Consider the following 15,363-nt stretch of genomic DNA (forward strand, 5'->3'; position numbering starts at 1 on the left):
GCCCGCCGTACCGTACCGAGGGAGCGCGATCGTGAACGTCGATGAGCTGAACCGGCTCCCCGTCGCGTGGGAGCCCGACCCCGCCGGCTTCGCCGGCACGCCGCTGGGGCGGATGGCGGCCCGGCACGGCCTCTCCTCGTTCGACGAGGTGGTGGCCCGGTCCGCGGCCGACCCGGAGTGGTTCTGGGGCGCCGCCGCCGACGACGTCGGGCTGCGCTGGCTGAGGCCGTACGAGAAGGTGCTCGACCTGTCGGACGGCCCGGAGTTCCCGCACTTCTTCAAGGGCGGCGGGCTCAACTGGGCCGACTACGCGATCGACCGGTGGATCGAGCAGGGCCGCGCGGCCGACGAGGCGATCGTCTGGGAGGGCGACGACGGCTCCGTGCGGACGGTCACGTACGGCGAGCTGAAGGAGCAGATCGACCGGGCCGCAGGCGCGTTCGCCGCGCGCGGTGTCGGGGTCGGCGACGTGGTCGCGCTGTACCTGCCGATGGTGCCGGAGGCGGTCGTCGTCATGCTGGCGGCGGCGAAGATCGGCGCCATCGTCGCGCCGTTCTTCAGCGGCTTCGGGCCGACGCCGGTGCGGGAGCGGCTGCTGGACTCCGGGGCCAAGCTGATGGTCACGGCCGACGGCTTCGAACGGCGCGGCAAGCTCGTGCCGATCAAGGAGACGGCCGACGAGGCCGCCGCCGACGCCCCGGAGCTGCGGACCGTGCTCGTCGTGCGCCGCCTCGGCCGCGACATCACGCTGGTGGCGGGCCGGGACGAGTGGTGGGACGACGCGCTCGACTCGGCCGAGCCGGTCACGGACATGCCGGTGTTCGACGCGGAGACGCCCTGCATCCTGTTGTACTCGTCCGGGAGCACCGGCCGGCCCAAGGGCTGCCTGCACACTCACTCGGGCCTGCCATTCAAGTTCGCGCAGGAGGCCCGGCACGGGTACGGGATGCAGCCCGGCGAGCGGCTGATGTGGCTCACCGACATGGGCTGGGTGATGGGCGCGTACGTCGTGTCGGCGGTGTTCGGCAACGGCGCCACGGCGGTGCTGTTCGAAGGCACCGCCGACCACCCGACGCCGGACCGGCTGTGGTCGGTCGTCGAGCGGCACCGGGTGACGGTGCTCGGTGTCGCGCCCACGCTGATCCGGATCCTCGCCGGGTTCGGCGACCAGTGGCCAGACGCGCACGAGCTGCCGGACCTGCGCGTGATCGCCAGCACCGGCGAGCCGTGGAACGTCGAGCCGTGGTGGTGGTGTTTCCGCCACGTGGGCAAGGGGCGGCTGCCGGTGGTCAACATGAGCGGAGGCACCGAGTGCGGCGCCTCCATCGTGAGCGGCTCGGTGCACCGGCCGATCAAGCCGGCCGGGTTCTCCGGCGCCACCCTGGGCATGGCGGCCGACGTGTTCGACGCGGACGGCCGCTCCATCCGGGGCGAGGTGGGCGAGCTGGTCGTGCGGGGCCCGTGGCCGGGCATGACCAAGGGCCTGTGGGACGGCCCGGAGCGCTACCTGCGCACCTACTGGGGCCGCTTCCCCGGAAGCTGGCTGCAGGGCGACTTCGCCTACGTCGACGCCGACGGGCACTGGTTCCTGCTCGGCCGGTCCGACGACACGATCATGCTGGCCGGCAAGCGGGTCGGCCCCGCCGAGATCGAGTCACTGCTCGTCGACGACCCGGACGTGGTCGAGGCCGCGGCCGTCGGCGTCCCGGACGAGGCCAAGGGCGAGGCGCTGGTGTGCTTCGTCGTGCTGATGGACGGCGCCGACGCCGAGCGGGTGCTGCCGCGCCTGGAGGCGTCGATCGTGGCGCGTGAGGGCAAGGCGACGCGGCCCAAGGCGGTGCACGCGGTGTCCGCGCTGCCGAAGACGCGCAACGGCAAGGTGCTGCGCCGGGTGGCCCGTGCCGTGTACATCGGGGCCGACCCGGGTGACGTCACCGCCCTGGAGAGCCCGGAGCCGCTGACCAGCTTCCCCCGGCGGGAGGGCGCGGTGCCGGCGGTCTGACGCCGCGCGTCCCCGCTCGATCCACCCGCGCGTCCCCCGCTCGATCCACCGGCGGGGGACGCCGCGCCCTTCCGCTCGATCAACCGGCGGGCATCGCCGCGGTTCGTTCCGCGACGATGTCCGCCATCGCCGCTTCCAGGGTCCACCGGGTGGCGTAGCCGTAGTCGCGGCGGAACAGGGCGTCGTCGAAGTTCATCGGCCACCGGTGGTCGCCCTCGCCGGCCTCGATCCGGGCGCCCGGGATGAGCTCGCGGGCGATCTTCACCATGTCGCCGACGCTGCGGTAGTCGCCGCGCACGTGGTAGACGGGGCTGGTCGGCTCGGGGCCCTGGCTGGCCCGGACGAACGCGTCGGCGGCGTCGTGGATGTAGACGAGGTTCATCATCGACTCGGCCCGGTACGCCGCCCGGCCCGGCTCCCCGGCGAGTGGCTTGGTGACCAGCTCGTCGATCAGCCGCCGGGCCACGCCGATCATGCAGGTGGCGCCGTAGGCGAGGCCGATCCGGATCGAGGTGTTGACCACGCCGAGGTTGCGCCGGTAGTAGTCGCCCATGGTCTCGCCGAAGACCTTGCTGGCCTCGTACACGTCGCCGGCGCGGATCCGGGCGTCCTCGGCGAGCGCCGCCTCCGCGTCGTTGTCGGCCGGGTTGAACAGGGCCGCGCTGCTCGCCAGCACCGTGCGCGGCACGTCGAACAGCCGGGCCACCTCCAGCACGTTGTACGTGCCGACGATGTTCGACTGGATGCACTGACCGCGCTGCGCGGCGGACCGGTCGTGCAGCTCCGCGGCCAGGTGGATGATCCGGTCGACCCGGTGCGCGCGCACCAGGTCGGCGATCAGCGCGAAGTCGGTCACGTCGCCCTCGACGAAGGTCAGCGCGGCCGGATCGTGCTCCCCCGGCCCGGCCGCCCAGCCGGGCCGCCGGTCGAGCGCCACCACCCGGTGCTCGTCGCGCACCAGCCGGTCGACGACGTACGAGCCGATGAACCCGGTCGCGCCGGTCACCAGATAGGTCATGACTGTTCTCCTTCAGGGGCGTTGGCGAAGGTGGATTCAGGCGTCGGCGGATTCAGGCGCGTCGGCGGATTCAGGGGTGTCGGCGGGGGTGGAGGCGCCTTCCGGGGCGGGCCGGGCTCTCACGCGGTGCCCGGGCGGTAACCGCCGTCGACTTGGAGCGTGGCCCCGGTGACGGAGCGCGCGGCGTCGGAGGCGAGGTAGGCGAAGGCGGCCGCGACCTCCTCCGGGTCGATCATCCGGCCGAGCGACATTCTCGCCGCGTACCTCTGCTCCAGGCCGTCGTCGGCGACCCCGGCCCCGGCGAAGATCCCGGTGTGCGTCGGGCCGGGCAGGACGGCGTTGACCCGGACCCCGTCGGGACCGTAGGCGATCGCCAGCGAGCGGGTCAAGTGCACCACGGCGGCCTTGGCCAGGCCGTACGCCGGAGCGGCCGGGGTGGGCCAGATGGCCGCCGTCGACGCGGTGTTCAGGATGACGCCGCCGCCCTGGGGGCGCATGCACTCCAGGGCCGAGCGGCAGCCGTGCCAGACGCCGGTGACGCAGATCTGCCAGAGCCGTTCGAAGTGGTCGTTCGCGTCGTCGTCGTGGATCGGGCCGCCGGCGATGATCCCGGCGTTGTTGACCGCGATGTCGCACCTGCCGAAGCGGTCCATCGCCACCGCGAACGCCGCCGCCACCTGCTCGGCGCTGCGCACGTCCGTCCGCTGGAACAGCACCGTGCGGCCGGCCGGGTCGAGCTCGGCGGCGACGCGGGCGGCCGTCTCGCTGACGTCCGCGAGCACCACCGACGCGCCGTCGGCGACGAAGCGCTCGACCGTGGCGCGGCCGATTCCCGATCCGCCACCCGTGACGACGGCCACCCGGCCGGCCAGGGGCGCCTCGCCGGTGAGGGGGGTCCAGCCGGTGAGGGGCGCGGTCATGGGGCCGGGGTGGCGCGCAGGTGCGCGTCGAGGAAGGACGCGGCCAGCTCGGCGGTGGTGTCGACGAGCGGGCCCATGGGCCCGCCGTGGCCGCCGTGCGGCAGCAGGTGCAGCCTCTTCGGCTCGCCGGCCAGGGCGTACATGCCGGTGGAGTGCTCGGCCGGGATCACCGGGTCGTCGCCCGGGGTGATCAGGCACAGCGCGCGCGGCGCGATCGCGGCGACCTGCCGTTCGGGCGAGAAGTCCAGCGCCAGCCGGGCGTTCTCCAGCGGGTACGCCTCGGGGTAGGTGGCCGCGATGAGCTCGGCCTCCGGGCTCGGCGGCAGCGGCATGAGCACCGACAGGGGCACCCTCTCGCCCACTCCCGTACGCGCCCGTTCCGCCTCGTCACGCGCCAGTCGGTCCAGGAACCCGGGCCAGTCGGCGGGGCCGTGCAGGTCGCGCAGCCAGCGCCGCCCATCGGCGAGCGGGACGATCGCGACGCACGCCCGGAGGCGTTCGTCCGCCGCCGCGGCGGCCACCGCGATCCCGCCGCCGAAACTGGCCCCGAGCACGCCCAGCGCGGAGCCGTCGATCTCGGGACGGCCGGCCAGGAAGGTGGCCGCGTTGGCGATGTCGCGCACCTGCTCGTGGGGGTCGCAGCGCAGCCGCGCGCCCTCGCTGCCGCCGAATCCCCGGTGGTCGAGGGCGAGCACGGCGTATCCGCGCCGCGCCAGCCGCGCGGCGAGCGGCAGCACGCGGAAGTTGACCGCGCCGCTCCAGCCCTGGCCCGCGACGAGGGCGGGCAGGCCGCCCGTGTGCTCGCGCGGTCTCACCAGGACGCCGCGCAGGCGCAGGCCGTCGCTGAAGAAGTGGACGATCTCCGCGTCGACCTCCGGGCCGCCGGATGGATCGAGGTGGATCTCGTTGTCGGCCGACACGATCATCGTGGCAGTGCTCCCGTTCGCGTGACGTCGGTGCCCATCGCAGCCACGTAACGCGACCTCCCGTTACCTGCCGCGTTACGCCGTGCGCCGCCGCTCCAGGGTGCGCCGGACCGGCTGTAGTGGGCCCGGACGAAAGGAGCCCGCCATGGGCAACGGACCGCTGCCGATCGAACCGGGCGAGCTGCGCGACTACCTGCTGTCGCGTAAGAGCCTGCAGCTCGCCACGCTGAACCCGGACGGCTCGCCGCACCTGGCCACCATGTGGTTCGGCGTGCTCGGCGACGACATCGTGATGTGGACGCAGCGGACTTCGGTGAAGGCGCGCAACCTGCGGCACGATCCCCGCGTCGCGTGCCTCGTGGAGTCCGGTGACGACTACGCGAGCCTGAAGGGCCTGACCGTCACCGGCCAGGCGGAGCTCGTCGAGGACGACGAGACGCTGCTGCGCATCGGGGAGGCGCTGGTGCCGCGCAACTATCCCGAGCCCGGCCGGCCCGACTACCGGGAGATGGCGCTGTCGGGCGCGCGCGTCGGCATCGTGATCCACGCCGACCGCTGGTCGAGCTGGGACTTCGCCCGCACCGCGACCCGCCGCTGACGGCACGTCCCGCACGCCCGTCGCGCGACGCCCGCCGCGCGACGCTGACCGGGCGCGAGTCGGAGCGGCGCGTAGCAAAGCGGCGCGTGGCGGAGCGGCGAGGCGTGCGGGGCTCGTCAGGGGGTCAGCGCGGGCAGCAGGTCGCCCAGGACGGTGGCCTCGTGCTCCGGCGACTCGTCCAGGGGGTGCAGGATCAGGTCGGTGACGCCGAGGCGCGCCAGCTCGGCCAGTTGCTCGGCGCAGGCGGTGACGTCGCCGTGGACGGTGACCTGCCGGCCAAGGTCGGGCCGGCCGTAGAAGCCGGCGAACCAGTCGTCGATGGTCCGCTCGGCGCGGGACCGCCGCTCGTCGACCAGCAGGTAGACCCGTTTGGCGACGGCCAGCGACTCCCGGGTGCGCCCCTCCCGCTCGGCGACCTCGTCCAGCCGGGCGGCCAGCTCCGCGAACCGCGCGGTCGTCTGCCGTCCGGCCGCGACCCAGCCCGACCCGAGGCGCACCGCCCTGCGCAGCGCCGCGACGGACGCGCCGCCGACCCACAGCGGAGGCGGCGCGTCCGGCCGGGGGCAGGTCGTCACACCGGCCAGCGGCCAGATCGGCCCGTCGTGGGCCACGTCGTCCTCGGTCCAGAGCCGGCGCACCACGGTCAGGAACTCGTCGAGCACCGCCCCCGGCCGCTCGCTCCACTCGCCCAGCCGCATCGCGGGGAGCAACCGCCGGTCCCCGGTGCCGACGCCCACGATGAGCCGGCCGCCGCCGCTGAGCCGGTCAAGGGTGCTCAGCTCCTTGGCCGCCGTGATCGGGTTGCGGCCGGGGGCGACGAGCAGCGCGATGCCGAGGCGGACCCGCGCGGTGTGGGCCGCGGCGAAGCCGAGCAGGCCGACCGGCTCCGGCGTCGGCACGCGGCCGGAGAGCTGGTCGAGGGTCCACACCGAATCGACGGGCGAGGCGTCGATCCCGCCGAGCCAGGTGGCGATGGCGCCCGGACTCGTGCCGGCGGCGAAGCGCAGCGGCAGGTCGAGCCCGATCCGCGGTCGTGGGGCGGCCAATGCGTGCCTCCTTGGGCGGTGGCGCCCAGGGTGACGAGGGCGGCGTTACCCGCGACGTTACGTACCGCGCCCGTAACCCTGCGGTGAACGACGGCCAGTGAAGATCAGGATCCGACCAACCAGGAGGCACGAGGATGACAGTCGAGCGTTTCCCGGTCGAGGGCGGGCACATCATGATGTTCGCGCGGGCCATCGGGGATGCCAATCCCGCTTTCCACGGCGCGCTCACCGGCGCTCCCTCGATCGCGCCGCCGACCTTCGTCTGGGCGGCGGACCACTACGACCCGGACAGCGCGGTCCGCCCGAAGCCGGACGAGCCCTGGATCGGGTCGGGCGCAGAGCCGTCGGGAGCACCCGTGGACGATGCGGCCGGCCTCGGCCTGCACGCCGAGCAGCGCTACGAGTACCACCGGCCCGTGCGCGAGGGCGACGTGCTGAGCGCGGTGAGCCGCCCCGGCCGCACCTGGCGGAAGGCGGGACGCCGGGGCGGCTCGCTGACCTTCTCCGAGCAGATCACCGAGTACCGCGACCAGGACGGCGAGCCGGTCGTCACCGCGACGATGGTCATGGTGCGGACCTCCCAGACCATCGGAGCGGACCGGTGACGGCCGTCGGCGAGGTCAGGGAGCTGGTCGTCGTCCGGGATCTGACGCGGACGCGGATCGTCCAGTACGCGGGCGCCTCGGGTGACTTCAACCCCGTGCACACCGACGAGCGGTTCGCGGTGGAGGCCGCCGGTTACCCGTCGGTGTTCGCGCACGGCATGTTGACGATGGCGATGGCCGGGCGGGTGCTCACCGACTGGTTCGGCCCCGAGGCACTGGTGCGTTACCAGGCACGGTTCCGCGCGCAGGTGTTCCCGGGCGCGACGCTCACCGTCCGGGCCCGCGTCGAGTCGATCGACGCCGAGGGGCTGGCCTCGGTCGCCCTGACCGTGACCGACCAGCACGACGCGGTCGTGATGACGGGCGACGCGGTGGCGCGCGGCTCGGCCGTACACAAGTAGCACTCTGTCCCGTACGCGGGCGAAGGAGAGGACAGCCATGCCGGAGGCCAGGCCGCAAGACAGGCCGGAAGCGAACACCTTGATCGACCGCGTCGGCTTCGGCAGCGGCACCATGATCGCGCAGGGGTACGGCGCGGTCGACGAGGACGCGGCGCGGGGCGCCGTGCAGGCCGCCTACGAGGCGGGGGTGCGGTTCTTCGACACCGCGCACTTCTACGGCTCCGGCCGGTCCGAGGCGCTCGTCGGCGAGATGCTGGACGGCCTGCGTGACCAGGTGCGGCTGTGCACCAAGGGCGGTGTGCGCTACACCGACCCCACCGACCTGCTGAGCCTGGTGCGCGACTCGTCCTACGGCGCGCTGCGTGAGTTCATGGAGCAGTCGCTGACCCGGCTGCGCACCGACCACGTCGACGTCTACCTCCTGCACCAGTTCGACCCTTCGCTGACGCCGGAGCAGCAGATGGAGAACCTGCAGCGACTGAAGGACGAGGGGCTCGCCCGCCACGTCGGCTTCTGCAACTTCGGCGCCGAGGCGAGCAGGCGGGCGCTGGCGACCGGCATCCCGACGGCGGTCGAGTACAGCTTCAGCCTGCTCGACCACCGCTACCTGAACGAGCTCGCCGACGCCGGCCGGCGGGGCGGGCTGCGTGTCACCTACGGCTCGTACGTGCACGGGCTGCTGTCGGAGAACTTCGCCGAGGACCACGCGTTCGAGCCCGACGACTGGCGCGGGCGGAGCCGGCTGGAGGGGCGTTCCGGCACGTCGGGGAACGTGTTCTTCGCCGGTGCGGCGTTCGCCGCCAACGTGGCGATCGCCCGGCGGCTGCGCGCGCTCGCCGACTCGGTGGGCCTGTCGCTCGCGGCGTTCGTGCTGGCGGTGACGGTGCGGCAGCCGCACTCGGACATCGCGTTGTTCGGCTGCCGCAACGCGGCCGAGGTGCGTGACGGTCTGCGCGGCCTGGCCACGACCATCGACGACGATCTGCTCGCGCGCGTGGAGGAGATCCTGGCCACCGCCGAGCGCCCGGCCGAGAACCGCCTCGGCCTGCCCGAGTGAGCGGCCGCCTGGCCGCGATCACCATCAGCACGAAGCCCGGCCGCGTTAGCGGGTGACCGTAACGGCCTCGTTAACGAGGCTCCCCCCAGTATCTGGTCCGCCGGCGCTTCGCCGTCACGTTCCAGATGGCTCCGCTGCGGAGCCGTACAAACAAGAGGTTGAGATGCGAAAGAGCGACCTGCGAAAAAGCGAACGGCGGACCCTCGGCATCATCCTGTGTGCCGGACTGCTGGTGACGGCGTGCGCCTCGGGGAACGGCGGCGACGGCGCCTCGGAGGCGTCGGCCGGGCTTCCGGCCACCGTCAAGGTCGGCGTGCCGCTCGACCTGAGCGGCGCGGCGGGCATCGCCGGAGTGGGCACGGCCGAGCGCGACGGCATCCGGCTGGCCGCGAAGGAGATCAACGACACCGGCTTCCTGGGCGGCACGAAGGTCGAGCTGGTCGAGATCGACACCAAGGCGAGCAAGCAGGAGGCCGTCCAGTCGGTGCTCAAGCTGACCTCGGACGGCGTCGACGCGGTCGTCGGCTTCACCCTCACCCCGTCGTTCCTGGCCGCTGGACCGCAGCTCCAGCAGGCGGGCATCCCGACGGTGACGGTCGGGCTCTCCGCCTCCGGGGTCACGGAGGTCGGCGACTACATGTTCCGCCTCTATCCGGACATGGCGAACGTGATGCCGCCCGCGGACAAGGAGTTCGCCGAGGCGTACGGCAACGTCAAGACCGCCGCCTACATGTACCAGGGCGACTCAGAGGCGGCCAAGGCCGTCACTGACAAGCGCAAGCAGGTGCTGGAGGGGATGGGCATCCAGACCGTGGGTGAGGAGACCTTCGTCGGCACCGACACCGACGTGCGGGCCCAGCTCACCAACATCAAGGGCAAGAACCCCGACGTCCTCGTGACGATGCCGCTGCCCGGCATGATGAGCACCATCTACCTGCAGTTGGAGGAGGTCGGCTACGACGGCCTGGTGTTCGCCGCCCCGGACGCCAGCGACGCCACCCTGGAGCAGGCGGGCAAGGCCATGCAGTGCATGGTCTACACGACGGCGTGGAACGGGCAGAGCACCGAGGGCAACAACGCCCACTTCCTGGAGTACTGGAAGGCCAACGGCGAGAACCGCTCCGCCACGGTGTTCGAGGCGGCGGGCTACGCGTCGCTGTGGTCGCTGGCGCACGCGGTCAAGGCGGCCAACACCACGGACAAGAAGGCCGTCCGTGACGCGCTGGCCGCGGTGAAGGACATCGACTCGCCGTTCGGCAAGATCGGCTACACCGAGAACCGCGCCGCCAGCGTCAAGGGCACCAAGCTGCAGATCGTGGACAGCAAGATCACCCTGTTCGACCCGGCGAAGAGCGTGGCCTGCGAGCGCTAGCCACCGTCCCCGGCCCCGACGACCGCCGCCCCGGCACTCCCCTCGCGGAGGCGCCGGGGCGGCGGCGTTCGCGGGCGCCATCCGAAGGGAGAACAACCGCATGACTCTCGGAGCGGACCACCTGATCCACGCCAACGTCGTCTGCGCGGACTTCGAACGATCGCTGGACTTCTACACCCGCCTGCTCGGCGCGCGGGTGATCGGCGAGGTGTTCGAGTTCGACGCCGGCGAGGACTTCATGACGATCCTGGGCGTCACGGGCGGCGCCCGGTGCCGGGCCGCGCTGCTCACCTGGAGCGACGACGACACCGCCACGTACCTCGATCTGCTCGCCTTCGCCGACGGCGGCGGCTCCGCGGCGCGCACGGCCAAGGACACCGGGCTCGCCCGGCTGGGGCTGCGCGTGCGGGATCTGGCCGCCGCGCTGGCCTGGATCGAGGAGCATGGGGTGCCGGTGGTCGGCGGCCCGGTCACGCTCACGCCCATGCCCGGCCGGCAGCGGCACGTGGTCACCATCCGCGACCCGGACGGGACGCTGGTGACCCTCATGGAGTTCCCGGAGCGGCGGTGAGAGCGGCGGGTAGAGCGGCGAGGAGCGGGCGGGCGCGCGGGCCGCGAGGCGTCTCCCGCCGCCCGCTCCGGCGCACGTAACGGCGCTGTTAACGAGGTCACAGGACGCTGTCACCGGCGTCACAGGTGTGGCGCCCCGCCTGACCCGGGGCGGCAACGAGGAACGGGGTTCCGTGTGCAGCAGACCATCAACGGCCTGGCCTTGGGGAGTACGTACGCGCTTCTCGGGGTGGGCGTCACCCTGGTGTGGGGAGTGCTCGGCATCCTCACCTTCGCCCATGCCCAGATTCTGACCTGGGGCAGCTTCGCCGCCCTCGTGGCGCTCCGGATGGGCGTCCCGGTGCCCGTCGCCATCCTGGTGGGGATGGTGACCGCCGGCCTGCTGTCGGTGCTCGTGGACCTGCTCATCCTCGCGCCGCTGCGGGCCCGCAAGGCGCCCGAGTTCTCCTTCGTGGTCGCGACGATCGGCGTGGGGCTCGTGCTCGCGACGGTGCTGCGCTGGCGTACGGACGCGCAGACCGAAGCCTTCCCCCGCGAGGGCTTCCCCGTGGGCGCCTTCGAGCTGGCCGGCCAGAACGTGCCGCGGCTCCAGGTCGTCATGCTGGCGATCGCCGTCGTGGCCATGGCGGGACTGGGCTACTGGCTGAACCGGACGAGATCCGGCCGGTCGGTGCGGGCCGTGGCCTACAACCGCGAGACCGCCGAACTCCTGGGCGTGAACAGCCAGCTCGTCTTCTCCATCTGCTTCTTCGTGGCCGGTGGCCTGGCGGCCGTGTCGGGGATCTTCGTGGCGGCCTCGGCGGCGCAGGTGTCGTACTCGTCCGGCGACGGCCTGCTGCTGGTCGCCTTCGCGGTGATCATCCTCGGCGGCATGGGCTCGGTGAAGGGCGCCATCGTCGGCGGCCTCGTCCTCGGGGTCATCGAGGTCTACGCCACGGCCTACGTCTCCAGTGTGTTCCGGGAGATCGTCGCCTTCGCCACCATCCTCGCGGTTCTGGTGGTGCGGCCCTCGGGGTTCTTCGGCAACAAGGAGGCCACCCGTGTTTGACTGGCTCGACCCGCTCCAGCTCTTCCGGCTGGACACCGCGCTCATCCTCACCCTGCTGGTGGTGAGTGTGCACCTGACGTTCCGGGTGGGCATCTTCTCGCTGGCGCCGATGGGTTTCGCCGCGGTGGGCGGCTACACCGCCGCGCTCATCGCCATGAACTCGGAGCTGCCGCTCGCCGCGGGCCTCGTCGTCGCCACGCTGGTGGCGGGCGGGATCGGCGCGTTGTTCGCCCCGCCGGTGCTGCGCCTGCGCGGCATCTACATGGCGCTGGGCAGCCTGGCCCTCGCCCAGGCCATCGTCGTCCTGATCCGGATCAGCGACGTGACGAACGGCCCGAACGGCATCGCCGGGATCCCCCAGGAGGTGGGCACCGAGCTGCTGCTCGGCCTGCTGGTCGTCACCTTCTGTGTCCTGCAGCTGAGCCATCGCTCCCACTACGGCAGGGCCGCCAAGGCCGTACGACTGGACGAGCGCACCGCCGAGGGGCTCGGCATCAACGTGTTCCGTGTCCGGTTCATGAGCTTCACCATGGCCGCCGCCATGGCCGGGCTGGCCGGCGCCCTGGAGGCGCATCGCACCAGCGTGATCAGCCCCGACCAGTACGGCTTCGCCACCCTGGTGATCGTGTTCACCTACGTGCTGGTCGGCGGCAACGGGCACTGGCTCGGACCGGTGCTGGTCACCTGGGGGCTGACGATCGTCCGCGAGGAGCTCAAGGTCGCCGGCTCCAACTGGGAGGACGTGATCTACGGCGTGCTGCTCGTCCTGGTCCTGCTGGTCGCCCCGAACGGCCTGTCGGATCGCTCGCTCTACCGCGGTCTCCGACGATGGTGGCGATCCCTGCGGTCACGGCCGGAGATCGACACCCCTAGCGCGAAGGCGGCGAGCTGATGACCGCTCTGCTGGAACTGAACGAGGTCAGCAAGTCCTTCGGCGGCATGAAGGCCGTCAGCGACGTGTCGTTCGCCGTACAAGAAGGGGCGATCTACGGCCTCATCGGCCCCAACGGCGCGGGCAAGACGACGGTGGTCAACCTCATCAGCGGCTACCTGACACCGACCGCCGGGACCATCCGGGTGGGTGGCGCGGACGTGGTGAACCTGCGCCCGCACCGGCTGGCCGCGGCGGGCGTCGCCCGTACCTACCAGAACCTGCAACTGTTCGACGAGAGCACCGTGCTGGAGAACGTGCTCATCGGCCGCCACATGTCCTTCCGCGGACGCCGCTGGCAGCTGGGCCGGGTGCGCAGACGGGAGGAGGCCGAGCAGCACGAGGTGGCCCGGCGGCTGATCGACCGGGTGGGGCTCAGCGACGTGGCCGACGCCGACGTGGCCGAGCTCTCCTACGGCATGCGGCGCCGGGTCGAGATCGCCAGGGCGATGGCCACCGAGCCCAGGCTGCTGCTGCTCGACGAGCCGACCGCCGGGATGAGCCGGGCCGAGTCCGACGAGATCGGCGAGCTGATCCGCGCCGTCAACGCCGAGGGCGTGACGGTGCTGCTCGTCGACCACAACGTCCGGCTCGTCACCGAGGTCTGCCACCGGGTGGTCGTCCTGGACTGGGGACAGGTCCTCACCGAGGCCGGTCCGACCGAGGTGTGGCAGGACGAGCGGGTCAAGACGGCCTACCTCGGTACGAACGAGCGGCTCAAGGAGGAGGCCCCCGATGCTCGTGGTTGAGTCACTGGTCGCACGGTACGGCGCCGTCGAGGCGCTGCACGGCGTGAGCCTGGAGGTCGGGGCGGCCGAGGCGGTGGCCATCGTCGGGCCCAACGGCGCCGGCAAGACGACCCTGTTGCGGACCATCTCCGGCCTGGTGCGCCCGGCGAGCGGATCGGTGCGGATCGACGGCCGCCCGCTGGGCCGGATGGCGGCCTACCGGGTGGCCCGGCTGGGGGTCAGCCACGTGCCGGAGGGCCGGGCGATCCTGTCCGCCCTCTCCGTGAAGGACAACCTGCTGATGGGCGGTCACCGGCTGCCCGGAGCCGAGGTCGAGGCCCGCATGGAGGAGATGATCGAGCTGTTCCCCGTGCTGGGGCGGCGGCTGGACTCCCTCGGCGGCGTCCTGTCCGGGGGTGAGCAGCAGATGCTGGCGATCGCCCGCGGGCTGATGGCCCGGCCGCGCCTGCTCATGATCGACGAGCCGTCGATGGGGCTGGCGCCGCGCATCGTGGGCGACGTGCTGGACACGCTGCACCGCGTGGTCGAGACCGGCACCGCCGTACTCGTGTCGGAGCAGAACGCCGGGCTGGCGCTGGAGGTGGCCGCCCGCGCCTACGTCATGGTGGTGGGCAACGTCGTCGCGTCCGGCCGCAGCGAGGACCTCCAGGACAACCTGCTCGAAACCTACCTGGCGTGACGGCCCCGCCGTCGGCCATCGGACCGGCGGCCGGGCCGTGCCCGGCCGCCGGTCCGGCCGCTTCGCCACCGCCGTGACGAAGGGGTCGTCGGCGTGACGAAGGGGTCGTCGCTGTGACGAAGGGGTCGTCGCTGTGACGACCGGGTCAGAGCCTCGTCGGAGCCGCGTCAGAGCCGCTCGATGATCGTGACGTTGGCCTGGCCGCCGCCCTCGCACATCGTCTGCAACCCGTAGCGACCGCCCGTCCGCTCCAGGTGGTTGAGCAGCGTCGTCATCAGCCGCGCCCCGGTCGCGCCGAGCGGGTGGCCGAGCGCGATCGCCCCGCCGTTGGGGTTGACCTTCTCCGGGTCGAAGCCGGTCTCCTTCAGCCAGGCGAGCACGACCGGCGCGAACGCCTCGTTGATCTCGACGGCGTCGATGTCCTCGGGCGTCATCCCGGCCCGCCGCAGCGCGCGCTCGGTCGCGGGGATCGGCGCGGAGAGCATCATGATCGGGTCGTCGGCCATCACGCTCATGTGGTGGATCCGCGCCCTCGGCGTGAGCCCGAGCCGCGTCACCGCCCGCTCCCCCGCGATCAGCAGGGCGGCCGAGCCGTCGCTGATCTGGCTGGCGCAGGCGGCGGTGATGCGACCGCCCGGCAGCAGGGTGGGCAGCGAACGGATCTTGTCCCAGTCGGGCTCGCGCGGGCCGTTGTCGGCGTCGAGCCCGTTGAGCGGCGCGATCTCCGGCTCGAAGAGCTTGGCGGCGTTCGCGCGCAGCGCCCGGAGATGCGACTCGACCGCGAACCGTTCCATCTCGTCGCGGGAGATGTCCCAGTGCGTCGCCATCATCTCCGCGCCCCGGAACTGGCTGACCTCGCCGGTCCCGAAGCGCGCGGTCCAGGCCGGCGAGGTGGAGAACGGGTCGTCGAAGCCCAGCGCCCGGCCCGAGTCGGCCGCCGACATCAGCGGCACCATGCTCATGTTCTGCACGCCACCGGCGACGACGAGGTCCATCGTGCCGCTCATCACGGCCTGGGCGGCGAAGTGCACCGCCTGCTGCGCCGAACCGCACTGCCGGTCGATGGTGACGCCCGGGACGTGCAACGGATACCCGGCGGCCAGCCAGCAGGTGCGGGCGATGTCGAACGACTGCGGACCCACCGAGTCCACGTTGCCGAAGATCACGTCGTCGACCAGGGCGGGGTCGACGCCGGTCCGCTCCAACAGGGCGCGGATGCTGTGTGCTCCGAGATCGGCGGGGTGAACCGTGCTCAGCGGCCCGCCGCGCCTGCTCACGGGGGTTCGGACGGCGTCGATGATGAATGCTTCAGCCATGCCGCCGACCGTACGGACGCGGCGTTAACCAGGGGCGCGCCGGGCGCCGGCCCGCGTTACGCGGACCGTTGCCGGCTCGGGCGCCGGGCGGGTGATCTGTTATCGAGGGCCCGCCGTCGCGGTCG

16 protein-coding genes are annotated in these 15,363 nt (G+C 72.5%); 11 read left to right on the top strand and 5 right to left on the bottom strand.

Going from position 1 to position 15,363, the window contains the following annotated elements; genetic code table 11:
* Positions 1-31: 31 nt before the first annotated feature.
* Positions 32-2,002: an AMP-binding protein gene (locus tag AC5L3X_RS00930; RefSeq protein ID WP_494854395.1), complete on the top strand. Its 1,971-nt coding sequence runs from the start codon at positions 32-34 to the stop codon at positions 2,000-2,002.
* A 79-nt stretch (positions 2,003-2,081) separates the two neighbouring features.
* On the opposite strand, the gene AC5L3X_RS00935 is transcribed toward AC5L3X_RS00930, so the two are convergent.
* From AC5L3X_RS00935 to AC5L3X_RS00945, 3 genes are all read right to left on the bottom strand, one after another.
* On the bottom strand, positions 2,082-3,020 hold the full coding sequence (locus AC5L3X_RS00935; protein ID WP_494854396.1) for an NAD-dependent epimerase/dehydratase family protein: 939 nt from the start codon (positions 3,018-3,020) through the stop codon (positions 2,082-2,084).
* Between the two features lie 119 nt (positions 3,021-3,139).
* Entirely contained in the window at positions 3,140-3,940 is an 801-nt protein-coding gene (locus AC5L3X_RS00940) for an SDR family NAD(P)-dependent oxidoreductase (RefSeq protein ID WP_494854398.1), read from the bottom strand.
* Positions 3,937-4,866 carry an alpha/beta hydrolase gene (locus AC5L3X_RS00945; protein ID WP_494854400.1) on the bottom strand — a complete coding sequence of 310 codons (930 nt, stop codon included), beginning with the start codon at positions 4,864-4,866 and terminating at the stop codon, positions 3,937-3,939. The genes AC5L3X_RS00940 and AC5L3X_RS00945 overlap by 4 nt, the downstream gene beginning before the upstream one ends.
* 145 nt (positions 4,867-5,011) lie before the next feature.
* On the opposite strand from AC5L3X_RS00945, the gene AC5L3X_RS00950 reads away from it, so the two are divergent.
* On the top strand, positions 5,012-5,464 hold the full coding sequence (locus AC5L3X_RS00950; RefSeq protein ID WP_494854402.1) for a PPOX class F420-dependent oxidoreductase: 453 nt from the start codon (positions 5,012-5,014) through the stop codon (positions 5,462-5,464).
* Positions 5,465-5,580: 116 nt separating this feature from the next.
* On the opposite strand, the gene AC5L3X_RS00955 is transcribed toward AC5L3X_RS00950, so the two are convergent.
* On the bottom strand, positions 5,581-6,510 hold the full coding sequence (locus AC5L3X_RS00955) for an LLM class flavin-dependent oxidoreductase (RefSeq protein WP_494854404.1): 930 nt from the start codon (positions 6,508-6,510) through the stop codon (positions 5,581-5,583).
* Between the two features lie 134 nt (positions 6,511-6,644).
* Here AC5L3X_RS00955 and AC5L3X_RS00960 point away from each other — a divergent pair, with 134 nt between their 5' ends.
* The 9 genes from AC5L3X_RS00960 (at position 6,645) to AC5L3X_RS01000 (ending at position 13,922) form a co-directional block, all read left to right on the top strand.
* Complete coding sequence (locus tag AC5L3X_RS00960) at positions 6,645-7,115, top strand: FAS1-like dehydratase domain-containing protein (protein WP_494854405.1); 471 nt, start codon at positions 6,645-6,647, stop codon at positions 7,113-7,115.
* The gene (locus AC5L3X_RS00965; RefSeq protein ID WP_494854406.1) at positions 7,112-7,516 is read left to right on the top strand and encodes a MaoC/PaaZ C-terminal domain-containing protein; all 405 of its coding nucleotides are present in this window, start codon (positions 7,112-7,114) and stop codon (positions 7,514-7,516) included. Before AC5L3X_RS00960 ends, AC5L3X_RS00965 begins: the two co-directional genes overlap by 4 nt.
* A 37-nt stretch (positions 7,517-7,553) precedes the next feature.
* Positions 7,554-8,573, top strand: coding sequence for an aldo/keto reductase (locus AC5L3X_RS00970; protein WP_494854408.1), 1,020 nt, complete (start codon positions 7,554-7,556; stop codon positions 8,571-8,573).
* Positions 8,574-8,736: 163 nt separating this feature from the next.
* Positions 8,737-9,945 (top strand): ABC transporter substrate-binding protein, encoded by a 1,209-nt coding sequence (locus AC5L3X_RS00975; RefSeq protein ID WP_494854409.1) that lies wholly within the window; start codon positions 8,737-8,739, stop codon positions 9,943-9,945.
* A gap of 100 nt (positions 9,946-10,045) precedes the next feature.
* Positions 10,046-10,516: a VOC family protein gene (locus tag AC5L3X_RS00980; RefSeq protein ID WP_494854410.1), complete on the top strand. Its 471-nt coding sequence runs from the start codon at positions 10,046-10,048 to the stop codon at positions 10,514-10,516.
* Positions 10,517-10,690: 174 nt separating this feature from the next.
* A complete protein-coding gene (locus AC5L3X_RS00985) occupies positions 10,691-11,563 on the top strand; it encodes a branched-chain amino acid ABC transporter permease (protein ID WP_494854411.1) in 873 nt (290 codons plus the stop codon).
* On the top strand, positions 11,556-12,455 hold the full coding sequence (locus tag AC5L3X_RS00990) for a branched-chain amino acid ABC transporter permease (RefSeq protein WP_494854413.1): 900 nt from the start codon (positions 11,556-11,558) through the stop codon (positions 12,453-12,455). Before AC5L3X_RS00985 ends, AC5L3X_RS00990 begins: the two co-directional genes overlap by 8 nt.
* Positions 12,455-13,243: an ABC transporter ATP-binding protein gene (locus AC5L3X_RS00995; RefSeq protein ID WP_494854415.1), complete on the top strand. Its 789-nt coding sequence runs from the start codon at positions 12,455-12,457 to the stop codon at positions 13,241-13,243. Before AC5L3X_RS00990 ends, AC5L3X_RS00995 begins: the two co-directional genes overlap by 1 nt.
* Positions 13,230-13,922, top strand: coding sequence for an ABC transporter ATP-binding protein (locus tag AC5L3X_RS01000; RefSeq protein ID WP_494854416.1), 693 nt, complete (start codon positions 13,230-13,232; stop codon positions 13,920-13,922). Before AC5L3X_RS00995 ends, AC5L3X_RS01000 begins: the two co-directional genes overlap by 14 nt.
* Positions 13,923-14,089: 167 nt before the next feature.
* Here AC5L3X_RS01000 and AC5L3X_RS01005 read toward each other — a convergent pair whose 3' ends face one another.
* Entirely contained in the window at positions 14,090-15,238 is a 1,149-nt protein-coding gene (locus tag AC5L3X_RS01005; protein WP_494854417.1) for an acetyl-CoA C-acetyltransferase, read from the bottom strand.
* Positions 15,239-15,363: the final 125 nt, after the last annotated feature.

Source organism: Nonomuraea sp. CX421, from assembly GCF_059358955.1.